This is a genomic window from Pseudomonas sp. 13B_2.1_Bac1, from assembly GCF_025466155.1.
Classification (GTDB): domain Bacteria; phylum Pseudomonadota; class Gammaproteobacteria; order Pseudomonadales; family Pseudomonadaceae; genus Aquipseudomonas; species Aquipseudomonas aylmerensis.
On sequence record NZ_JANLOH010000106.1, the window covers coordinates 28,165 to 48,539 of the forward strand.

Annotated in this window: 15 protein-coding genes; 9 read left to right on the top strand and 6 right to left on the bottom strand. The window is 59.2% G+C overall.

From position 1 onward, the window contains the following. Nucleotides 1-93 precede the first annotated feature (93 nt). Both NTD80_RS26410 and NTD80_RS26415 read left to right on the top strand, forming a co-directional pair. Nucleotides 94-1,242 carry a pyridoxal phosphate-dependent aminotransferase gene (locus NTD80_RS26410; RefSeq protein ID WP_262135484.1) on the top strand — a complete coding sequence of 383 codons (1,149 nt, stop codon included), beginning with the start codon at nucleotides 94-96 and terminating at the stop codon, nucleotides 1,240-1,242. Continuing rightward, nucleotides 1,230-2,021, top strand: coding sequence for an amidohydrolase (locus NTD80_RS26415; protein ID WP_262135485.1), 792 nt, complete (start codon nucleotides 1,230-1,232; stop codon nucleotides 2,019-2,021). The genes NTD80_RS26410 and NTD80_RS26415 overlap by 13 nt, the downstream gene beginning before the upstream one ends. A gap of 60 nt (nucleotides 2,022-2,081) precedes the next feature. Here NTD80_RS26415 and NTD80_RS26420 read toward each other — a convergent pair whose 3' ends face one another. The 5 genes from NTD80_RS26420 to NTD80_RS26440 form a co-directional block, all read right to left on the bottom strand. Then, nucleotides 2,082-2,846 (bottom strand): hypothetical protein, encoded by a 765-nt coding sequence (locus tag NTD80_RS26420; RefSeq protein WP_262135486.1) that lies wholly within the window; start codon nucleotides 2,844-2,846, stop codon nucleotides 2,082-2,084. A gap of 338 nt (nucleotides 2,847-3,184) precedes the next feature. Then, nucleotides 3,185-4,864: a 2-isopropylmalate synthase gene (gene leuA / locus NTD80_RS26425; protein WP_065908640.1), complete on the bottom strand. Its 1,680-nt coding sequence runs from the start codon at nucleotides 4,862-4,864 to the stop codon at nucleotides 3,185-3,187. A gap of 324 nt (nucleotides 4,865-5,188) precedes the next feature. Next, complete coding sequence (locus tag NTD80_RS26430; protein WP_262135487.1) at nucleotides 5,189-6,010, bottom strand: M23 family metallopeptidase; 822 nt, start codon at nucleotides 6,008-6,010, stop codon at nucleotides 5,189-5,191. 3 nt (nucleotides 6,011-6,013) lie between these two features. After that, nucleotides 6,014-7,393: an exodeoxyribonuclease VII large subunit gene (gene xseA / locus NTD80_RS26435; RefSeq protein WP_065908643.1), complete on the bottom strand. Its 1,380-nt coding sequence runs from the start codon at nucleotides 7,391-7,393 to the stop codon at nucleotides 6,014-6,016. A 10-nt stretch (nucleotides 7,394-7,403) separates the two neighbouring features. Then, nucleotides 7,404-8,294 carry a LysR family transcriptional regulator gene (locus NTD80_RS26440; RefSeq protein WP_262135488.1) on the bottom strand — a complete coding sequence of 297 codons (891 nt, stop codon included), beginning with the start codon at nucleotides 8,292-8,294 and terminating at the stop codon, nucleotides 7,404-7,406. A gap of 98 nt (nucleotides 8,295-8,392) precedes the next feature. On the opposite strand from NTD80_RS26440, the gene NTD80_RS26445 reads away from it, so the two are divergent. The 5 genes from NTD80_RS26445 (at nucleotide 8,393) to NTD80_RS26465 (ending at nucleotide 16,158) form a co-directional block, all read left to right on the top strand. Next, nucleotides 8,393-9,160: a sulfite exporter TauE/SafE family protein gene (locus NTD80_RS26445; protein ID WP_106802691.1), complete on the top strand. Its 768-nt coding sequence runs from the start codon at nucleotides 8,393-8,395 to the stop codon at nucleotides 9,158-9,160. A gap of 150 nt (nucleotides 9,161-9,310) precedes the next feature. Further along, nucleotides 9,311-9,859, top strand: a complete 549-nt coding sequence (locus NTD80_RS26450) for a hypothetical protein (protein WP_025859262.1) — start codon at nucleotides 9,311-9,313, stop codon at nucleotides 9,857-9,859. 220 nt (nucleotides 9,860-10,079) lie between these two features. Further along, a complete protein-coding gene (gene guaB / locus NTD80_RS26455) occupies nucleotides 10,080-11,549 on the top strand; it encodes an IMP dehydrogenase (protein WP_010207937.1) in 1,470 nt (489 codons plus the stop codon). An 82-nt stretch (nucleotides 11,550-11,631) separates the two neighbouring features. Beyond that, nucleotides 11,632-13,209, top strand: coding sequence for a glutamine-hydrolyzing GMP synthase (gene guaA / locus NTD80_RS26460; RefSeq protein ID WP_065908647.1), 1,578 nt, complete (start codon nucleotides 11,632-11,634; stop codon nucleotides 13,207-13,209). Nucleotides 13,210-13,422: 213 nt separating this feature from the next. After that, on the top strand, nucleotides 13,423-16,158 hold the full coding sequence (locus NTD80_RS26465; protein ID WP_262135489.1) for an AAA domain-containing protein: 2,736 nt from the start codon (nucleotides 13,423-13,425) through the stop codon (nucleotides 16,156-16,158). Nucleotides 16,159-16,238: 80 nt separating this feature from the next. On the opposite strand, the gene treR is transcribed toward NTD80_RS26465, so the two are convergent. Beyond that, on the bottom strand, nucleotides 16,239-16,943 hold the full coding sequence (gene treR / locus NTD80_RS26470) for a trehalose operon repressor (protein WP_065908651.1): 705 nt from the start codon (nucleotides 16,941-16,943) through the stop codon (nucleotides 16,239-16,241). A 254-nt stretch (nucleotides 16,944-17,197) separates the two neighbouring features. Between treR and treP the strand changes: the two genes are divergently transcribed. Further along, nucleotides 17,198-18,640, top strand: coding sequence for a PTS system trehalose-specific EIIBC component (gene treP, locus NTD80_RS26475; RefSeq protein WP_065908653.1), 1,443 nt, complete (start codon nucleotides 17,198-17,200; stop codon nucleotides 18,638-18,640). A 49-nt stretch (nucleotides 18,641-18,689) separates the two neighbouring features. Next, complete coding sequence (gene treC, locus NTD80_RS26480) at nucleotides 18,690-20,336, top strand: alpha,alpha-phosphotrehalase (RefSeq protein WP_262135491.1); 1,647 nt, start codon at nucleotides 18,690-18,692, stop codon at nucleotides 20,334-20,336. The last annotated feature ends 39 nt before the right edge of the window (nucleotides 20,337-20,375 follow it).

Below are 20,375 nucleotides of genomic sequence, written 5' to 3' on the forward strand. Positions count from 1 at the left end.
CCTTTGGAGCCCTTTTTTGTGCCTGGCAGTTTGTCGCTTGACCTGCTTGCAGCTTGCAGCTTAAAACTTGGGGCTCACCTGCAGGGGCCTCCGATGATCACCAGTAAGCTGCCAAATGTCGGCACGACCATTTTCACCACGATGTCGCAACTCGCTGCCGAAACCGGCGCGCTCAACCTGTCCCAGGGCTTTCCCGATTTCAATGGCCCGCAGGGTTTGCTCGACGCGGTAGGCAAGCATATCGCCCTTGGCCATAACCAGTATGCGCCGATGACCGGGCTGCCCGTGTTGCGTCAGCAAGTAGCCGCCAAGATCGCCCGCAGCTACGGCGCCACGGTGAATGCGGACACTGAAGTGACCATCACCCCAGGCGCCACCGAGGCGATCTTCTGCGCGATCCAGGCAGTGATTCGCAGTGGTGACGAAGTCATCGTCTTCGATCCCTGCTACGACAGCTACGAGCCCTCGGTCGAACTGGCTGGTGGCCGTTGCGTGCATGTGCAACTGAGCCTGCAAGGCTTTGCGCTCGACTTCGAAAAGATCAAGGCCGCGCTTTCATCGCGCACGCGCATGATCATCCTTAACACCCCGCACAACCCCACCGGCGCGCTGATCAGCCGCGCCGAGCTGGACCAGTTGGCCGAATTGATCCGCGACCGCGATATCTATCTGGTCAGCGATGAAGTCTACGAGCACCTGGTATTCGATGGTGTGCCCCACGTCAGCGTGCTGGCCCATGAAGAGCTGTACCAGCGCGCCTTTGTGGTCAGCTCCTTCGGCAAGACCTATCACGTCACCGGCTGGAAAACCGGCTACGTGGTCGCGCCACCGGCCCTTAGCGCCGAACTGCGCAAGGTGCATCAATATGTCAACTTTTGCGGCGTAACGCCTTTGCAGTACGCTCTGGCGGACTTCATGGCCGAACACCCGGAGCACGTCGAGGAACTGCCGGCCTTTTATCAGGCCAAGCGCGACCTGTTCTGTGATCTGCTGGCGCCGTCGCGTTTGAGCTTTACCCGGGTGACTGGCACCTACTTCCAATTGGTGGATTACTCACAGATTCGCCCGGACCTGGATGACGTCGCCATGTCGCTGTGGATGACCCGCCAACACGGTGTGGCGACCATTCCGGTCTCGGTGTTCTATCAGGATCCACCCCAAGGCCAGCGCCTGGTGCGCCTGTGCTTTGCCAAACGCGAGGAGACGCTGCAGCAGGCAGCGGAAAAACTATGCGCGATCTGAGTGCACTGCCCGACCTGAACATTGCCTTGGTCCAGACCAGCCTGGTGTGGCATGACCGTCAGGCCAACCTCGAGCATTTCGAGCTGTTGCTGGAGCAGGCGCGCGGCGCCGAACTGATCGTGTTGCCGGAGATGTTCACTACCGGCTTCTCCATGGAGTCGGCCACCCTCGCCGAACCGGAAAACGGCCCTACCCATCATTGGCTCCAGGCCCAGGCGAAGAAGTACAACGCGGTAATTACCGGCAGCGTGATCATCCAGGCCGCCGACGGCAGCCATCGCAATCGCCTGCTGTGGGCACGGCCGGATGGCGAGGTGTTGCACTACGACAAGCGTCATCTGTTTCGTATGGCCGGTGAGCACGATCACTACACCCCCGGCGAGCGTCAGGTGCTGTTCGAACTCAAGGGCTGGCGCATTCGCCCGCTGATTTGCTACGACCTGCGTTTCCCGGTGTGGAGCCGTGACGCCCAGGACACCGACTTGCTGCTGTACACCGCGAACTGGCCTGGTGCGCGGCGTCATCATTGGAACCGTCTGTTGCCGGCGCGGGCTATCGAAAACCTGTGTTATGTGGCAGCGGTGAATCGGGTTGGTACCGACGGTAAGGGTTTTGCCTACACTGGTGACAGCCAGGTGCTGGATTTCCAAGGCGAGACCGTGCTGAGTGCGGGGGAGGCGGATGGGGTTTTTCAAGTTCGTCTTGAGGCCGGGGAGCTGGCGGATTATCGCACTCGGTTTCCTGCCAATTTGGACGCCGACACGTTTCACTTGGGCTGATGGGGCGATGTTGAGTACGGGTACCTCGACCTTCCAGTCGAGGTACAAGGGGATTAGCTTTTAGAGCGCAAATTCGCTGCTTCGAATGGCCGCGTAGTAGTTCTTGCTTTGCTGGGCGATGTCTTTGGCTTCTGTGCTGTTGGGATCAAGTGTTCGATATTGCTCATAAAACTTGTGTCCCAAACCTCCTTTTTGTCCGGACGTTTCTTCCAGCTGCTTGCAATAATCCTCTCCCAACATGGATTTGGCGGTACTTGGATTCATCTTTCCAAAGATCATTGCAGGTGTGATGACTTGCATTTCACAATTGCCGCCGGCCTCAGATTTATAGGTGGCATTGATGCCGCTGTAACCGAGTGGGTCTACATCTCCATCAATTCTTTTTATATTGATGCCGCCTTTTTTTTCCAGATCGGAAACCACGTTGTCTACTTTTTCGCTATTGATAATGACGGTCGTGCGGGTGAGGTCTTTGATTTTTCCCATGTCGCCGCCGTAGTCATTATTTATTTTGGTCAATGCTCGATCAATTGTTTTCATCGGGGCGGTAATTAACTTGCCGCCATAATCTTTAGCTATTTTTTTGGAAAAATCATCGTTTTCCGATTTCGAGGTGTACATCTTTTCGTAGATGAACGTTCCCAGCTTGGTATGCCCTCTTTTTATACCCAAACGTTCAGGGTCACTATTGTTTGTAGGCGGGAGGGTTTCTTTATTGTCCGTTGACCATGCGTTTGGCCTTTGCTGTTGGGGGCTTGCTTGTTGTGCAGGCGTGTGCGCGATAAAGGGGTTGCTGGCTGGATGAGAAGGAGCGGTCGTAATCATGAGCGAGTACTCTCACTGTGATTATTTTCTTGCGGATCAATACGGAAGATTTCATCAGAGAGATTTTTGCAGTGATAATGCTGTTTCATGTGATTCCTCAATACTTACCTCAAATGCAATCCCTTAGAGATTAATGCAGGGCGCTCCTCACCTTGCAGGCGCTTATTGGGTGGTTGCATCTAAGTTTAAAGTTCCATCCATGCCGTAAGGTCTATGTCTGGAGCAGGTAGGCAGGGAGGCGTTAAGTCTCTCGAAAAGTATTTGGTATGATTTTGAATACTTAATAAAAAAGCCCCTGAGTTTTAACTCAGGGGCTTTTTGCATTGCCGCGATCAGGTTTACGCCGCTTTCGCTTCCAACTGGCTCAACGAGCGGTTCAGCGCGCTGAAGAGTGCCTTGAAGCTCGCCGTGGTGATGTTTTCATCAATGCCCACGCCGTGCACCGGACGCTCGCCGTTCACGCGCAGTTCGATGTAGGCCGCAGCCTTGGCGTTGGTGCCGGCGCCGATTGCGTGTTCGTTGTAGTCCATGATCTCGACCGCTACCGGCAGGCCGGCTACCAGGGCTTCCAGTGCACCGTTGCCTTTGCCTTTCCAGTGCAGGTTGGTTTCGCCCTGGCCTTTGCCCGACACTTCTACCTCGACAAAGCTGTTGCCATTCTCTTCCTGCAGGCGATGGCTGACCAGCGCGTACGGGGTGTTGGCCTGCAAGTATTCACGCTGCAGCAATGCGTAGATCTGCGGGGCGGTCATCTCCAGGCCCACGCGGTCGGTTTCAGCCTGGACCACCTGGCTGAACTCGATCTGCATGCGGCGTGGCAAGCTGATGTCGTATTCCTGCTCCAGCAGGTAGGCGATACCGCCTTTGCCCGACTGGCTGTTCACGCGGATCACCGCTTCGTAGCTGCGGCCGATGTCCGCCGGGTCGATCGGCAAGTACGGCACTTCCCACAGGGCGTCGTCTTTCTGCTGGGCAAAGCCCTTGCGGATCGCATCCTGGTGGGAGCCGGAGAAAGCGGTGTGCACCAGGTCGCCGACATAGGGGTGACGTGGGTGCACCTGGATCTGGTTGCACTCCTCAACGACCTTGCGCACGCCGTCGATGTCGGAGAAGTCCAGCTGCGGGTCGAGGCCCTGGGTGTACATGTTCAAGGCCACGGTGACCAGGTCGACGTTGCCGGTACGCTCGCCGTTGCCGAACAGGCAGCCTTCGACACGATCGGCGCCGGCCATCAGGCCCAGCTCGGTGGCGGCAACGCCGGTGCCACGGTCGTTGTGGGTGTGCAGGCTGATGATCACGCTGTCACGACGGTTGATATGGCGACCGAACCATTCGATCTGGTCGGCATAGATGTTCGGCGTGGCGCACTCGACGGTGGCGGGCAGGTTGAGAATCACCTTGTGCTCAGGCGTCGGGTTCCACACCTCGATCACTGCGTCACATACTTCCTTGGCGAATTCCAGTTCGGTGGCGCTGAAGGTTTCCGGGGAGTATTCGAAGGTCCACTGGGTGTCTGGCTGTTGGGCCGCGTATTTGACAAACAGCTTGGCTGCGTTGACCGCGATGGCCTTGATGCCTTCCTTGTCCTGGTTGAACACGATGCGGCGGAACGACGGCGACGTGGCGTTGTACAGGTGCACGATGGCCTTCTTGGCGCCGCGCAGCGATTCGAAGGTGCGTGCGATCAAGTCTTCACGGCCCTGGGTCAGCACCTGGATGGTGGTGTCCTCGGGGATGTGGTTGTCTTCGATCAGGGTGCGCACGAAGTCGAAGTCGGTCTGCGACGCGGCCGGGAACGACGCTTCGATTTCTTTCACACCCACCGCGACCAGGGTCTTCCAGAAACGCAGCTTCTTCACCGCGTCCATCGGCTCGATCAGCGACTGGTTGCCATCACGCAGGTCGGAGCTGCACCAGATCGGCGCTTCGGTGATGGTTTTCGACGGCCAGGTGCGATCCGGGATATCGATGGTCGGGAACGCGCGGTATTTCGAAGACGGGTCTTTGAGCATGCTCATCGGGAAATCCTTTGTTGTAGGGGCCGAGAAAAGGCGGCCTGCCGTAGAACTGTTTTTAGGGATAAAACGTAAAGACGAGGCAGATCGATTCAGCCTGGCAGTCGTGCGCTGACAAGGCACAGGCTGCGGTGCTGGCGGAGCTGAATGAGGGTGTGAGAGGTTTTCATAAGCTCAACCCTAACCGCCGGGGTGAAAGATGGCAAGCAGTCGAGAAAAATTGAGATAAGTTCTGCTATTGGCGTAGGAAACGAGAGTTTATGCCCGAGAATGAGTCAGCGGCTGTTTTTAATTGCGCACCCATTATCGGGTGCGCAATTCCACGTTTCAGGGCTGGAACGCGCCGATGAAGATCGCCGGGTCGACCCGTGCATCGTTCAGGCTGACATTCCAATGCATGTGCGGCCCCGTCGCGCGGCCTGTCGAACCGACCTTGCCGACCACTGCCCCGCGCGCCAGTTGCTGGCCGACTTTCACGTCGATCTTCGACATATGGCAGAACATGCTGATGAAGCCCTGGCCATGGTCGACGAACACGGTGTTGCCATTGAAGAAGTAGTTGCCGACCAGAATCACCTTGCCGTTGGCCGGCGTCTTGATCGGCGTGCCGGCTGGCACGGCGAAGTCCAGGCCCGAATGAGGGTTGCGCTCTTCACCGTTGAAGAAACGGCGTACGCCGAACTTGCTCGACAGTGGCCCGTTCACCGGTTTATCCAGCACCAGGTTGCTTGGCAGGTTCGGGCTGAAACTGCGGTACGCCTTGATCTGCACCGCCAGCTCCGCCTCGATGCGCTTGAGCTGCGCGGGATCGGGGTTGACCTGGCTTTTGTTTTTCAGGGTGATGCGCTGTTCCGGGTACTTTTTGTAGCCGACGATAAACGGCAGGTTGCGCCCACCGCTGCTGATGCGCTCATTGCCGGGCTTGACGGTCAGCGGAATGCCGACAATCGCCAGCCAGTTGTCCGCCTCCTTTACCACCAGCACCGGTTTACCTTGATACGTCGCTTTCGGCGCGGCGGCCGAAGGGCCCAGTTCGACCACGGCCACGCCGCCCGGCACGGGTTTGTTCAGGGTGCGGGTGATGTAGCTGTCGGCGTGGGCATTGAAGGCGAGGCACAGCAGCATCAATACACTTAAAAGACGTGGCATCAATCAATCCAATAACGAAAGGGTGACGGGTGTCAGGTGGTTATCTTCCACCCGCACTTGCAGTTGGCCTTCCCCGAGACGCGCGGTGAGGCGCTGGCCGGTGTGGGTCTGTGCGGCATTGCGAATGGCCTGGCCACGCTCGTCGAGCAGAATGCTGTAGCCACGGCCCAGGGTCGCCAGCGGGCTGACCACTTGCAGCGTCTGCACCTGGCTTTGCAGTTGCAGGCGGCGCGCCTTGAGGCCCTCGCGCATGGCGCGGGGCAGGCGTTCGGCGAGGCTGTCCAGGCGTTGGCGCAACAGCGCCAGTTGACGGCCCGGGTGCTGACCGGCAAGGCGGGTTTCCAGGCGGATCAGGCGCTCGCGCCGGGTGTTGAGGCTGCGTTCGAAGGCGCGGCGCAGGCGCATGTCCAGGTCATCCAGGCGCTGGGCTTGCTGGCGCAGGCGCTCACCGGGATGGCGCAGGCGCCGGGCCATGCCTTCCAGGCGCAGGCGGTCGTGGCGCAGGCGGTTGCGCATCAGCATCACCAGGCGGCGGTGCAGGTTTTCGACCTGGCGCACCAGGTGGCTGGCGTCGGGCGCGAGCAGTTCGGCGGCGGCGGAGGGCGTGGGCGCGCGCACGTCGGCGACGAAGTCACTGATCGATACATCCGTTTCATGGCCGACGGCACTCACGATCGGCGTGACGCACGCATCCACCGCGCGGGCCACGGCCTCTTCGTTGAAGCACCAGAGGTCTTCCAGCGAGCCGCCGCCACGCGCCAGGATCAACGCATCGAAGCCACGCGCATCTGCCAGTTTCAGCGCTCGCACAATCTGAGGTATGGCTTCGCGGCCCTGCACGGCGGTGGGGATCAATGTCAGTTCGACGTTCGGGGCCCGGCGGCGGAACACGCTGATGATGTCGCGGATCACCGCGCCCGTCGGCGAACTGATAATGCCAATGCGTCGAGGGTGCGCCGGCAGCGGCACCTTGCGTTCGGCACTGAACAGGCCTTCGGCGCTGAGCTTTTCCTTCAAGGCATCAAAGGCCAGGCGCAGCGCGCCATCACCGGCCGGCTCCACGGTGTCGAGGATCAACTGGTAGTCGCCGCGGCCCTCGAACAGCGAGACCTTGCCACGCACCTTGACCGCCAGGCCGTCTTTCAACGCCTGGCGCACCCGCGCAGCGTTGTTGCGAAACAACGCGCAACGCACTTGGGCGCCGCTGTCCTTGAGGGTGAAATACACATGGCCGGAGGCCGGGCGCGCGAGGTTGGAGATCTCGCCCTCGACCCAGATATTGGTGAACACGTCTTCCAGCAACACCCGCGCGCGGCCGTTGAGCTGGCTGACAGTCAGGACTTCACGGTCCAGGCCCAGACGGGCAAAGGGATCTTTAATCATGGGCGGCAGTTTATAGGCATTCGTGCAGGGTTTGACAGAACTGCTCCACCAGCGCGCTTGGCGACTGCTGGCAGGCCAGGGCCACGGTGCTCAGGCAGTCCGGGTCGGCCAGGGGCAAAAAGTGCACGTTGGCGGGCGCGATGTCCTGCATGGATTTTGGTAACAAGGCAATACCGAAGCCGGCCTGGATCAGCTGCAGCTGGGTGGTCTTGCGCGACATCACCCGAGCGGCCTTGGGGAAAAATCCTGCGCGCATGCACAACTCGGCTGACAGATAACTCAATCCGCCGCGCTGCGGATGCGGGATCGAGATAAACGCCTGATCCTTGAGTTGGGCCAATTCGACCGGCGCCTGACTGCGCGCCAGGGGATGGTTCGGCGGTACCGCCAGCAGCAGTTGTTCACTGTATAAAGGCACTACACGCACGCCTTCGCGCTGGCGCAGCACGGGCAGGCGCAACAGGCCCACTTCCAGGCGATCGTCGGCGATTTCTTCCAGCTGCGCTTCGGACGACAGTTTGACGATGTCCATCGACGCACCGGGGCAGCGCGCGAGCCAAGTACTGATGCCCTCAAGCAAAGGCCCGCTCATCGGCACGGTGCTCGAATGGCTCAGGCGCAGCGTGCCGAGTTGGCCGTTGCCCACCTGCGTCGCCATTTCGCTGGCTTTGAGCAACTCGCTCAGCAGGTTGCGTGCACGCGGATAGAAGGCCTCACCGGCGGCCGTCAAGCGCGGCTGGCGCGCCGTGCGTTCGAACAGCGGGGTTTGCAGCTGGGTCTCCAGCTCCTTGATCTGCCGGCTCAGTGCCGATTGCGCGACAAACAGGCGCTCGGCGGCAGCGCTGAAACTGCCACTGTCGGCGATTTCGACGAAGTAGCGCAGTTGGCGGGTAGAGATCACGCGTCATGCCTTTTCGAGATGGGTGGAGGGCTTTGAAGATATTAGTCGCAACCCTCGCGAATGGCTAAAGTGATGACCATCTCTTACAAGGAATCATCATGGGACCGGTTGAACTGATGAGTCAGTGGTCGTTTGGCGGTGTGGATTGGCTGGTGATCGGGCTGGGCATTGTCGTGGCCTACATCGTGTTTGGCATCGCCGGCTTCGGCACGGCGCTGGTGGCGGGGCCGATCCTGATCGTGTTCATGCCGCTGTCGAAGATCATCCCGCTGCTGGTGTTGCTGGATTTTGTCGCGGCGTTTGGCAACCTGCTGCAGTCGCGCCGGGATGTGAACAAGCCGGAGCTGCTGCGGTTGCTGCCCTGCATGGCGATTGGTTGCACCCTGGGCGTGGTGTTCTTGCTCAACCTGCATTCGGACCTGTTGCTGCTGTTGATGGGGCTGTTCATCAGCGCCTACGCGATTTACAGCCTGGCGGTAAAGGCGCGGCCGACCCAGCTGGCGGCGGGCTGGTCGATCCCGATGGGTACGGTCGGCGGGCTGTTTGGTGCGTTGTTCGGCAGTGGTGGCTTCTTATATGCCATCTACCTCAACAGTCGCTTGCCCAAGGACGCGGCGCGCGCCACGCAAAGCGCGCTGATCAGTTGCAGCACGGTGGTGCGCTTGACGCTGTTCCTGATTGCCGGGGTCTATGCGGATCTGCCGTTGCTGATGTTGGCGCTGTGCCTGTTGCCGGCGATGGCCCTGGGATTGTGGTGCGGGCGCAGGCTGACGATGCGCATGTCTCGCGAGGCGTTCGTGCGGTTGGTGACATGGCTGGTGCTGGCGAGTGGGATTGCGTTGATCGGGCGGTATTTGAGTACTTGACCTGTGTGGGGCAGGGATTAAGCTGCCAGCCTTCAGGGCCTCTTCGCGAGCAAGCCCGCTCCCACATTTGAATCTATTCACAAATCAAAAAGTGGGAGCGGGCTTGCTCGCGAAGGCGCCAGACGGCACACCGCAGGACTCCCAGGCCTCATGAACTCGCAAAGCATCCTTGTCCCGAAAATCTCCACCTTGCCCGTCCACGAACCCCGCGCCCGGGCGATCGTGCGTTGGCTGGTGCGCAAGAACATCATCAAGGAAGAGCTGACCACCTGCGGGCGCACCGGCAATCGCATGGGCTACGCCCTGGCGGATGGCGCGCGTGCCGTGGTGCTGCACCCCGAGGCGTTGCCGTTCAACGAGCCGATCAACGGCCTGGAGATCATCTACAAGCGTTGCATCTACACGCCGGCCAAGGGTTTCCTCGAAGAAGCCGGCTGCCCGGAGTGCCTCAAGGAAGTCGGCGAGGCGCTGTTCGAAAGCCTCGAAGACTGGATGCCCGGCCACACCGACAACTTCACCTGCCCGCTGTGTGGGCATGAGGACGACATCAACGGGTTTCTTTTCCTGCAGGAATGCGGGTTTTCCAACCTGGGATTCATCTTCAACAACTGGGCCGAGGCGGGGTTCAAGCAGAGCTTTATCGACGAATTTGCCGATTGGCTCGATCAGAAGATGAGTTGGGTCAAGGTCGAGCTCTAAACCACCGCCGTTCAACGCTGTAGGAGCCCGGCTTACCGGCGATGGCGCCCGATGGTCGAGCGCAAGGCTCAAGGACTTCATCGCCGGCAAGCCGGCTCCTGCAGTGGCTGTTTTTCTCCATCTATCAGTATTACCAAGTTTGTCAGAGTTTTACATTGAGCCTGACAGGGTGCATGTATATAATGGCGCGCTTCCATTTTCCCGCTCGGGAGCCCCCGCGATGCTGCGTATCAGCCAAGAAGCTCTGACATTCGACGACATTCTCCTAGTGCCCGGTTATTCCGAGGTGCTTCCTAACGAAGTCAGTCTCAAGACCCGCCTAACCCGTGGCATCGAGCTGAATATTCCCCTGGTTTCCGCTGCCATGGACACCGTCACCGAAGCCCGTCTGGCCATCGCCATGGCTCAGGAAGGCGGCATCGGCATCATCCACAAGAACATGACTATCGAGCAGCAAGCTGCCGAAGTGCGCAAGGTCAAGCGTTACGAAGCCGGTGTGGTGAAAGATCCCATCACTATCGAAGCCGACGCCACCGTGCGTGACCTGTTCGACCTGACTCGCCTGCACAACATTTCCGGCGTTCCGGTGCTGCACGATGGCGACCTGGTCGGCATCGTCACTTCCCGTGACGTGCGTTTCGAGAACCGTCTGGAAGTCACCGTCCGCGAGGTGATGACGCCCAAAGAGCGTCTGGTCACGGTCAAGGAAGGCGCCGACAAGAACGATGTGCGCGAACTGCTGCACAAGCACCGCATCGAGCGCGTGCTGATCGTCGACGACAAATTCGCCCTCAAGGGCATGATGACCGTCAACGACATCGAAAAAGCCAAGGCCTACCCGCTGGCCAGCAAGGATGACCAAGGTCGTCTGCGCGTGGGGGCTGCAGTCGGTACCGGTAAAGACACCGGCGACCGTGTTTCGGCCCTGGTGGCTGCCGGTGTTGACGTGGTGGTGGTCGACACGGCTCACGGTCACTCCAAAGGTGTGATCGACCGCGTTCGCTGGGTCAAACAGAATTTCCCTGAAGTACAGGTGATCGGCGGCAACATCGCCACCGGCGCTGCTGCCAAGGCCCTGGCCGAAGCCGGCGCCGACGCCGTCAAGGTCGGTATCGGCCCTGGCTCGATCTGCACCACGCGTATCGTCGCCGGTGTGGGCGTGCCGCAAATCAGCGCCATCGCCAACGTCGCCGCGGCCCTTGAAGGCACCGGCGTACCGTTGATCGCCGACGGCGGCATCCGTTTCTCCGGTGACCTTTCCAAGGCCATCGTTGCCGGTGCTTCCTGCGTGATGATGGGCTCGATGTTCGCCGGTACCGAAGAAGCGCCAGGCGAGATCGAACTGTTCCAGGGCCGTTCGTACAAGGCTTACCGCGGCATGGGTTCGCTGGGCGCCATGTCCCAGGCGCAAGGTTCCTCCGACCGCTACTTCCAGGACTCTTCGGCAGGCGCCGAGAAGCTCGTACCGGAAGGCATCGAAGGCCGTGTTCCGTACAAAGGCACCCTGAGCGCGATCATCCATCAACTGATGGGCGGCCTGCGTTCCTCGATGGGCTACACCGGCAGCGCCGACATCGAAGAAATGCGCACCAAGCCTGAGTTCGTGCGGATCACCGGTGCTGGCATGGCCGAGTCCCACGTCCACGACGTACAGATCACCAAGGAAGCGCCAAACTACCGCGTAGGTTGAGGCTTCCAGCAAATAGTTAAGTAACCGGGGCTGTCTTATTCAGCCCCGAGTTGTTTCTGATTCATTAGACGAGACTGATCTCATGGCCCTCGACATTCACGCCCACCGCATCCTGATCCTCGACTTCGGTTCCCAGTACACCCAGCTGATCGCCCGCCGCGTGCGCGAAATCGGCGTGTACTGCGAGCTGCATCCGTTCGACATGGATGACGAAGCGATTCGCGAATTCGCTCCAAAAGGCGTCATTCTCGCCGGCGGCCCCGAGTCCGTGCACGAAGCCAACAGCCCGCGTTGCCCACAGGCAGTGTTCGACCTGGGCGTGCCGGTCTTCGGTATCTGCTACGGCATGCAGACCATGGCCGAGCAACTGGGCGGCAAGGTCGAAGGTTCCGAGCTGCGTGAGTTCGGTTACGCGCGTGTCGACGTGGTCGGCAAGAGCCGCCTGCTGGACGGCATCGAAGACCACATCGACGCCGACGGCCTGTTCGGCCTCGACGTATGGATGAGCCACGGTGACAAGGTCACCAAGATGCCGGAAGACTTCCACATCCTGGCCAGCACCCCGAGCTGCCCGATCGCCGGCATGTTCAGCGACGAGCGTCGTTACTACGGCGTGCAGTTCCACCCGGAAGTGACCCACACCAAGCAAGGCGGGCGCATCCTGTCGCGCTTCATCCTCGACATCTGCGAGTGTGAAGCCCTGTGGACTCCGTCGAAAATCGCTGAAGACGCCATTGCCCAGGTGCGCGCCCAGGTCGGCACCGACAACGTGTTGCTCGGCCTGTCCGGCGGCGTTGACTCCTCCGTGGTTGCTGCGCTGCTGCACAAAGCCATCGGCGACCAACTGACGTGCGTGTTCGTCGACAACGGTCTGCTGCGCCTGCACGAAGGTGAGCAAGTGATGGCCATGTTCGCCGAGAACATGGGCGTCAAGGTGATCCGCGCCAACGCTGAGGACCAGTTCCTCGACAACCTGGCCGGTGAGTCCGACCCTGAGAAGAAGCGCAAGATCATCGGTCGCACCTTCATCGACGTCTTCGATGCCCAGTCCAACAAGCTGGACAACATCAAGTTCCTCGCCCAGGGCACCATCTACCCTGACGTGATCGAGTCGGCCGGCGCCAAGAGCGGCAAGGCCCACGTGATCAAGTCCCACCACAACGTGGGTGGCCTGCCTGAGGAAATGAACCTCAAGCTGGTAGAGCCGCTGCGCGAGCTGTTCAAGGACGAAGTCCGCCGTCTCGGCCTGGAACTCGGCCTGCCGTACGACATGGTCTACCGCCACCCATTCCCGGGCCCGGGCCTGGGCGTGCGGATCCTCGGTGAAGTGAAGAAGGAATACGCCGACCTGCTGCGTCGCGCCGACCACATCTTCATCGAAGAACTGCGCAAGGCTGACTGGTACCACAAGGTCAGCCAGGCCTTCGTGGTGTTCCAGCCGGTCAAATCGGTTGGCGTGGTCGGCGATGGCCGTCGCTACGCATGGGTCGTGGCCCTGCGTGCGGTGGAAACCATCGACTTCATGACCGCCCGTTGGGCACACCTGCCGTACGAACTGCTGGAAACTGTCAGCGGCCGTATCATCAATGAAATCGAAGGTATTTCGCGCGTGACTTACGACGTGTCGAGCAAGCCGCCGGCGACCATTGAGTGGGAATAAGCTGAACAAAAAGGGCGCCATGAGGCGCCCTTTTTGCATCTGTAGGAAATGTTACCGATCGCAGCCCTCTGCTGCCGGTACAGCGCTCCAGTTATGAGTTGGCATCTGTGTGAGCAATGATGTCAAAATAGTATCAATTTCGACGAATCGCCCGATTCGGACTTTCAGCACACGGACGTGTACAGGCTGCAATAGAGCCTGCATAAGGGATATATGGTTTCTATTTACATAGGCGGTCAAGACAGGACCCGGCAGATCAAAGACTGGGAGATTGGCAAAGACCGGAACGGTCAACCCTCGCTGATTTGCTACTTTCACTCCGGCAAGCAATTTTCTCGACCCCTCGTTGACTGCGAGGTCGTGCCTACCCGAGAAGTGCTAGACAAGCTTCTTGTTGAAAAGGGGAGTGCTGCGGTGGTCACTGTCGAGAGAGCAGTGATCTACGGTGAGAAATATGCGCTGGTGCAGTCGCCCGGAAGGACGGCGCGTGAGGTATTCAAGATGGATACCTGCGAGTTTATCGCACCGGCGAAGATGAAGAACGAACCGATATTCCACTATTTCCGTGCCGTGGCTGACCGACGGGTCCATGAGGCTGTGAAGCAAGCCGACAAACTGATCGCGGAAAATGTGTTGCGTCAGTTGAATGCCTTGCCTGCATGCACGGACACGGCTCTGCATGCCTACTGCACTGGACGTAATGGCAGTCTGGAGTCGACGGGCAACTTCATCTTTCCGTTTGGTCTCAACGAAAGTCAGCTTCAAGCCGTCGAGAAGGCTTTCAGTTCGCAGGTGAGTCTGATCGAGGGGCCGCCCGGCACCGGCAAGACCCAAACTATTCTGAACATCATCGCTAATATTCTGTTGCGCGAAGGCACCGTGGCGGTGGTCTCCAACAACAATCCGGCCGTCAGTAATGTCTGTGAAAAGCTGGGTAAATTCGAGCTCGATTATCTGGTCGCGAAGTTGGGTAACGAGAAAAACCGAAAGGCGTTCTTCGACAATCCTATCCCTCGACCCGTTGCGACTGTCGAAACCGCACCCTCCATGGCGCATATCCAGGGCATCTTGCAGCGGCTCAAGCACTTTTTGTCTCACCGGAACGCAGTGGCGCAGTTGCAGATTGAAATCAGTGAGCTGGAGATAGAACGCGGCTATCTTCGGCAATGGCAGCAGGATAACGGCGTGCAGGACCCCGTCGCTCTAGACAAGTACAACCTGACCCCGCAAAAGTCCGCTGACCTGATGGCTTACCTGACGCACCTTGCAGGCAATCGTGTGCGCATCAAGGACAGGATCGAGATGTTGTTCAATTTCAAGATCCTGCGCATGAAACCATTCGATGACTGGGAAAAGCGCAAGTCAGTCTTCTATGGCCTGCAGCTTCACTACTACGATAAGGCACTGCTGGAAAGAAAAGCGGTGCTGACCAGTCATCAAGAAGCGTTGCAGCGGGGCAATTACGTCGCGCTGCTGGATGAGCTGACGGATGCTTCGATGAAGCACCTCAAACAACATTTGTATCAGCGTGAACCGAGTGCTGAAAACTTTGACGCAACGAGTTATCGCAAAGATAACTTCGATAAGTTCCTGAAACGCTATCCGATCATCGCCAGTGGTACGCATTCGATCGTCAACTCGCTCAAGTCCGGGGCAGTACTCGACTACGTCATCATCGACGAGGCGTCGCAGCAGGACATCGTTCCAGGAATACTGGCACTCGGTTGCGCGAAGAATCTGATTATTGTTGGCGATAGAAAGCAGCTGGCGCACATTCCTTCAAGGTTGGGCATTGCCGCGCCTGAGGACCGGGGACACTACGATTGTGAGAGGTACAGCCTGCTCGATTCGTGCGCCCGGGTGTTCAGTGATTCGATCCCGATGACCCTGTTGAAGGAGCACTATCGCTGTCATCCGCAAATCATCCAATTCTGCAATCAGCAGTTCTACGACAACCAGTTGGTTCCGATGACGCAAGACGGTGGAGAAAAACCGTTGTCATTGCTGGTCACTGCCAAGGGTAACCATACCCGCCACAACGCCAACCTCAGGGAGCTGGATTCGATTCTGGCTGTGCTCGAAGGGGAGGGCGACAGTGCGTGGGAGGGTGGGGACGGTCGAGGCTTCATTGCCCCGTTCAGGAACCAGGCAACGCTTTCGGACACCCTTTTACCTGAGGACTTTGTCAAAGACACGGTTCACAAGTTTCAGGGCCGTGAGTGCGACGAAATCGTCTTTTCCACGGTGCTGGACAAGAAGTGCGCAACCCCGAAACTTCTGGCGTTCGTGGATGACCCTCGTATTGTCAATGTGGCGGTATCCAGAGCGAAACATCGGTTCACACTGGTCACTGGAGATGAAGTCTTCACTGCAAATAACGGCCATATCGCCGCACTGGTGCGCTATATCGAATACTACGCGGAGCAAGGGCAGCTCCACCGTGCGCCTGTGATTTCGGCCTTTGACTTGCTCTATAAGGAGTATGACCAGTCGCTCGAACGCCTTAATGGCCGGTTGAGACGCAGTGATTCCGAGTACAAGTCCGAGCAGATCATGGCGCAGATACTGCGCGAGACGCTGGATCAGGACGTCTTCCAGGGGCTCGCATTTCACTCCCAGATCCTACTGAACCAGGTAGCCTCCAAAGACAACCCGCGTTTAACCGCGCGCGAGTTGGAGTTCCTGAGTCAGGGCGCCAGTTGCGACTTTGTGCTCTATTACGAAGTGGGGAAGAAGCCGGTGGGTGTCGTCGAGGTCGACGGAGGCTCTCATACTAAGCCTGAGCAGATTGAGTGCGATGCCCTGAAAAACAGCATCCTGGAAAAAAGCGATATTCCCTTGCTTCGTTTGCGGACCATTGAGAGCCATATCGAAGAAAAACTGGCGGCATTTCTGGTGCGTTGGGCCAGGAATATTCCTGAAGCAATCCGCGAGTTTTCGTCGATGTAGAGGATTTTGTACCGACTGGCACCGATCGCCCCGCACACCTCAAAGACCCCTTGGACCTGCGTCCATAGGGTCTTTTGCGTTTACCGCCGCGCAATATCCGAAAAATAAAACTTATCCAACGTATGCCGCGACTCGGTGTACTCGAACTGCCGCCCATCCTGCAAAAACGTCTGGTTGCTCACCACGATCACATGGCTCTGGCCTTCGAGGTCCAGGTGCGTCTGATCGTCCTTGCCGCGCGGCAGGGCTTCGATGGTGCGTTGGGCGTAGCTGATCTGCAGTTGCAGGGTCTGCTCGATGAAGGCGTAGATCGACTGCTCGGCAATCGAGCGGTCGAGGCCTGGGATCAGGTCGGCGACGAAGTGGTTGATGTCGAGGATCACCCGTTTGCCGCCGATGCGCCGCACGCGCTTGATACGCGTGATCAGCGTGCCCGGCTCGGCCTCGATGTGTTGCAACAGTGGGCCGTCGAGGGGCAGTTGGGTGAATTCGACGACTTCGGTGCGGACGTCGTCGCCCAGGTCGGCGTGGGTTTCGTGGAAGCTGACGATGCCGCCCAGTTGGAATTCAATTGGGTTGGGCGACAGCACAAACGTGCCCTTGCCGTGGATTTTTTGCGCGAACCCGCGCTCCTGCAACTGCTCGATAGCCCGACGCACGGTGCCACGGCTGGCCTGGTAGGCGTCCATCAATTCGGTTTCGGAGGGAAGGCGCGTGCCGCGTTGCAAACGTTCAGTGGTGATGCTGGCAAGCAGATCCGTATAGATCTGGTTGTATTTGCTCATGGAGATGGCTCTGTGCCCGACTTGATGAAAGTGAACGGTGCGTTCACGGCAGGAACCTTAGTGGCAGAGGTGGGGTTTGTCCATCAGACCCTTGGATATCTGCGGCCTCCAGCGATATGACGGCCTACAAGATATAAACATTTTGTAACTCGTACAGACGAGTTTTTGCTTTAACTCGTACAGACGAGTACTTTTGCCCTCGGCGTGCTGCCAATGACTGCCCCCAAATAAAAAAATCAAAGTGGAAACCAAGCATGAGCCACGACTATTCGACGATTGCCCGCGAGATTCTCGAGAACCTCGGGGGCAGCGATAACCTTGAACAAGCTGCCCATTGCGTGACCCGCCTGCGCCTGGCGCTCAAGGACCCGAGCCTGGTCAACAGCAGCGCGCTGAACCAGGTCGATCTGGTCAAGGGCTCGTTCTTCACCGGCGGCCTGTTCCAGGTCGTGATCGGCCCCGGTGAAGTGGAAAAAGTCTACGCCGCCCTGCGCGAACAGACCGGCCTCGCCGCTGCCACCATCGCCGACGTGAAGAAGAAGGGCGCCGACAAGACCAACGCCATGCAGCGTCTGGTGCGGGTCTTTTCCGATGTGTTCATGCCGATCCTGCCCGCGCTGATCATCGCCGGCCTGTTGATGGGGGTGAACAACCTGATGGGCGCCAAGGGCATGTTCATCGACGGCAAGACGCTGCTCGAGGCCTATCCGAACCTGGATGGGCTTTGGAGCCTGATCAACCTGATGGCCAACACCTCGTTCGTGTTCCTGCCGGCGCTGGTGGGCTGGTCGGCGGCCAAGCGTTTTGGTGGCAGCGAAATCCTCGGCATCGTGCTTGGCCTGATGCTGGTGCACCCGGACCTGCTCAACGCCTGGAACTACGGCAAGGCGGTCGCCGGGCTCGATGGCCAGAGCCTGCCGTACTTCGATATTTTCGGCTGGTTCAAGATCGAAAAAGTCGGCTACCAGGGGCAGATCCTGCCGATCCTGATGGCGGCCTACGTGATGAGCGTGATCGAGAAGTGGCTGCGCGCTCGCGTGCCCAACGCGATTCAGCTGCTGGTCGTGCCGATCACCACCATCGTTGTCACCGGTGTGCTGGCGCTGGCGATCATCGGCCCGGTCACGCGTCACCTCGGGATCCTGATCACCGAAGGTGTGGTCACCCTGTTTGACCTGGCGCCGATGGTCGGCGGGGCGATTTTCGGCCTGTTGTATGCGCCGCTGGTGATCACCGGCATGCACCACATGTTCCTCGCCGTGGACCTGCAGCTGATCTCCACCCAGGGCGGCACGTTTATCTGGCCGATGATTGTGATGTCCAACCTGGCCCAGGGCAGCGCAGCACTCGCGGTGTTCTACACCACCCGCAATGCGCGGGATAAAAGCATGGCCTCGACCTCGGCGATTTCCGCGTACTTCGGCATCACTGAGCCGGCGATGTTCGGCGTGAACCTGCGCTTCAAATTTCCATTCTATGCCGCGCTGCTCGGCTCGGCGCTGGGCAGTATTTTCCTCTCGCTGAACAAGGTGCAGGCCTCGGCCATCGGTGTCGGCGGCTTGCCCGGATTCATCTCGATCATTCCGCAGTACATCCCAAGCTTCGTGATCGGGATGGTGGTGGCGATGGTCGTGCCGTTTGTTCTGACCTGTGCATTGAGCATGAAGATCGTTCGGCCTGGTTATCGCGTCGCCTGACCGACCGCTATCGCCGGCAAGGCCCGCACATATTTCAAAGGAGTCCACCATGCAAGACTGGCAACACTCGGTGATCTACCAGATCTACCCCAAAAGCTTCCACAGCCACGCGGGTAACGCCACCGGTGACCTGCTCGGCATCGTGGACAAGCTCGATTACCTCAAATGGCTGGGCGTGGATTACCTGTGGGTCACCCCGTTCCTGCGCTCGCCGCAACGTGACAACGGCTACGACATCAGCGACTACTACGCCATCGACCCGAGCTACGGAACCATGGCCGATTGCGAATTGCTGATCAGCGAAGCGGCCAAGCGCGGCATCAAGCTGATGCTTGACATTGTGGTCAACCACACCTCCATCGAGCATGCGTGGTTCCAGCAGGCGCGCAGCAGCCTCGACAACCCGTACCGCGACTTCTACATCTGGCGCGACCAGCCGAACAACTGGGAATCCAAGTTCGGTGGCTCGGCCTGGGAATACGAGGCGCAAACCGGCCAGTATTTCCTGCACCTGTTCGATCACACCCAGGCCGACCTCAATTGGGACAACCCCCAGGTGCGCGCCGAGGTGTTCAAGTTGATGCGCTTCTGGCGCGACAAGGGCGTGGGCGGCTTCCGCCTGGACGTGATCAACCTGATCTCCAAGCCAGCGGACTTTCCCGAAGACCACAGCGACGGCCGCCGTTTCTACACCGACGGCCCGAACGTGCATGAATACCTGCAGGAAATGCACCGCGAAGTCTTCGAAGGCCATGACCTGATCAACGTCGGCGAGATGTCATCCACCAGCCTGGAACACTGCATCCGCTACTCGAATCCGGCGTCGAAAGAATTGTCGATGACGTTTAACTTTCATCACCTGAAAGTCGATTACCCGAACCTGCAGAAGTGGGTGAGGGCGGACTTCGACTTCCTGCAACTCAAGCAGATTCTGTCCGACTGGCAGCTCGGCATGCAGGCTGGTGGCGGCTGGAACGCGCTGTTCTGGTGTAACCATGACCAGCCGCGGGTGGTCTCGCGTTTCGGTGACGACGGTGAGCACCGCGTGGTCTCGGCGAAGATGCTCGGCACCGCGTTGCACTTCCTGCAGGGCACGCCGTTTGTGTATCAGGGCGAAGAGCTGGGCATGACCAATCCGGGATTCGACCGGATCGAGCAATACCGCGATGTCGAGACCCTGAACATCTTCCGTCTCAAGCGCGATGCCGGTGAGTCCGAGGCGTCGAGCATGGCGGCGATCATGCAAAAGTCCCGCGACAACAGCCGCACGCCGATGCAGTGGGACACCCAGGCGAATGCCGGTTTCAGTCGCGGCGAACCGTGGATCGGGATCCCGGCCAATGCCGCGCAGATCAATGCGCAGAGCCAGCTGGATGACCCGGATTCGGTGCTGCATCACTACCGCGCGCTGATCGACTTGCGTCGCTACGAACCGCTGATCCAGACCGGCGTTTACCGCCAGCTGCTGCAGGACCATTTGCAGGTCTGGGCGTACCTGCGCGAGGGGCAGGGCGAGCGCTTGCTGGTGCTGAACAACTTCTATGGCACGCCATGCGAAATCCAGCTGCCCGACGACGTGATCAACCCCGCCAGCGAACAGCGCCTGCTGATCAGCAACTACCCCGATTGCCCGCAGCGCACCGGCACGGTCGCACTGCGCCCCTATGAATCGTTTGTCCTGCACCTGAAAGACTGAAACACCACCATTCCCTGTAGGCGCCGGCTTGCCGGCGAT

Bases quoted from the DNA above. Each gene is read 5' to 3' on its own strand.
- NTD80_RS26420 (WP_262135486.1), bottom strand. From the start codon at position 2,846: ATGATTACGACCGCTCCTTCTCATCCAGCCAGCAACCCCTTTATCGCG.
- guaB (WP_010207937.1), top strand. From the start codon at position 10,080: ATGCTGCGTATCAGCCAAGAAGCTCTGACATTCGACGACATTCTCCTA.
- NTD80_RS26430 (WP_262135487.1), bottom strand. From the start codon at position 6,010: ATGCCACGTCTTTTAAGTGTATTGATGCTGCTGTGCCTCGCCTTCAAT.
- NTD80_RS26445 (WP_106802691.1), top strand. From the start codon at position 8,393: ATGGGACCGGTTGAACTGATGAGTCAGTGGTCGTTTGGCGGTGTGGAT.
- NTD80_RS26415 (WP_262135485.1), top strand. From the start codon at position 1,230: ATGCGCGATCTGAGTGCACTGCCCGACCTGAACATTGCCTTGGTCCAG.
- guaA (WP_065908647.1), top strand. From the start codon at position 11,632: ATGGCCCTCGACATTCACGCCCACCGCATCCTGATCCTCGACTTCGGT.
- NTD80_RS26450 (WP_025859262.1), top strand. From the start codon at position 9,311: ATGAACTCGCAAAGCATCCTTGTCCCGAAAATCTCCACCTTGCCCGTC.
- leuA (WP_065908640.1), bottom strand. From the start codon at position 4,864: ATGAGCATGCTCAAAGACCCGTCTTCGAAATACCGCGCGTTCCCGACC.
- NTD80_RS26410 (WP_262135484.1), top strand. From the start codon at position 94: ATGATCACCAGTAAGCTGCCAAATGTCGGCACGACCATTTTCACCACG.
- xseA (WP_065908643.1), bottom strand. From the start codon at position 7,393: ATGATTAAAGATCCCTTTGCCCGTCTGGGCCTGGACCGTGAAGTCCTG.
- treR (WP_065908651.1), bottom strand. From the start codon at position 16,943: ATGAGCAAATACAACCAGATCTATACGGATCTGCTTGCCAGCATCACC.
- treC (WP_262135491.1), top strand. From the start codon at position 18,690: ATGCAAGACTGGCAACACTCGGTGATCTACCAGATCTACCCCAAAAGC.
- NTD80_RS26465 (WP_262135489.1), top strand. From the start codon at position 13,423: ATGGTTTCTATTTACATAGGCGGTCAAGACAGGACCCGGCAGATCAAA.
- treP (WP_065908653.1), top strand. From the start codon at position 17,198: ATGAGCCACGACTATTCGACGATTGCCCGCGAGATTCTCGAGAACCTC.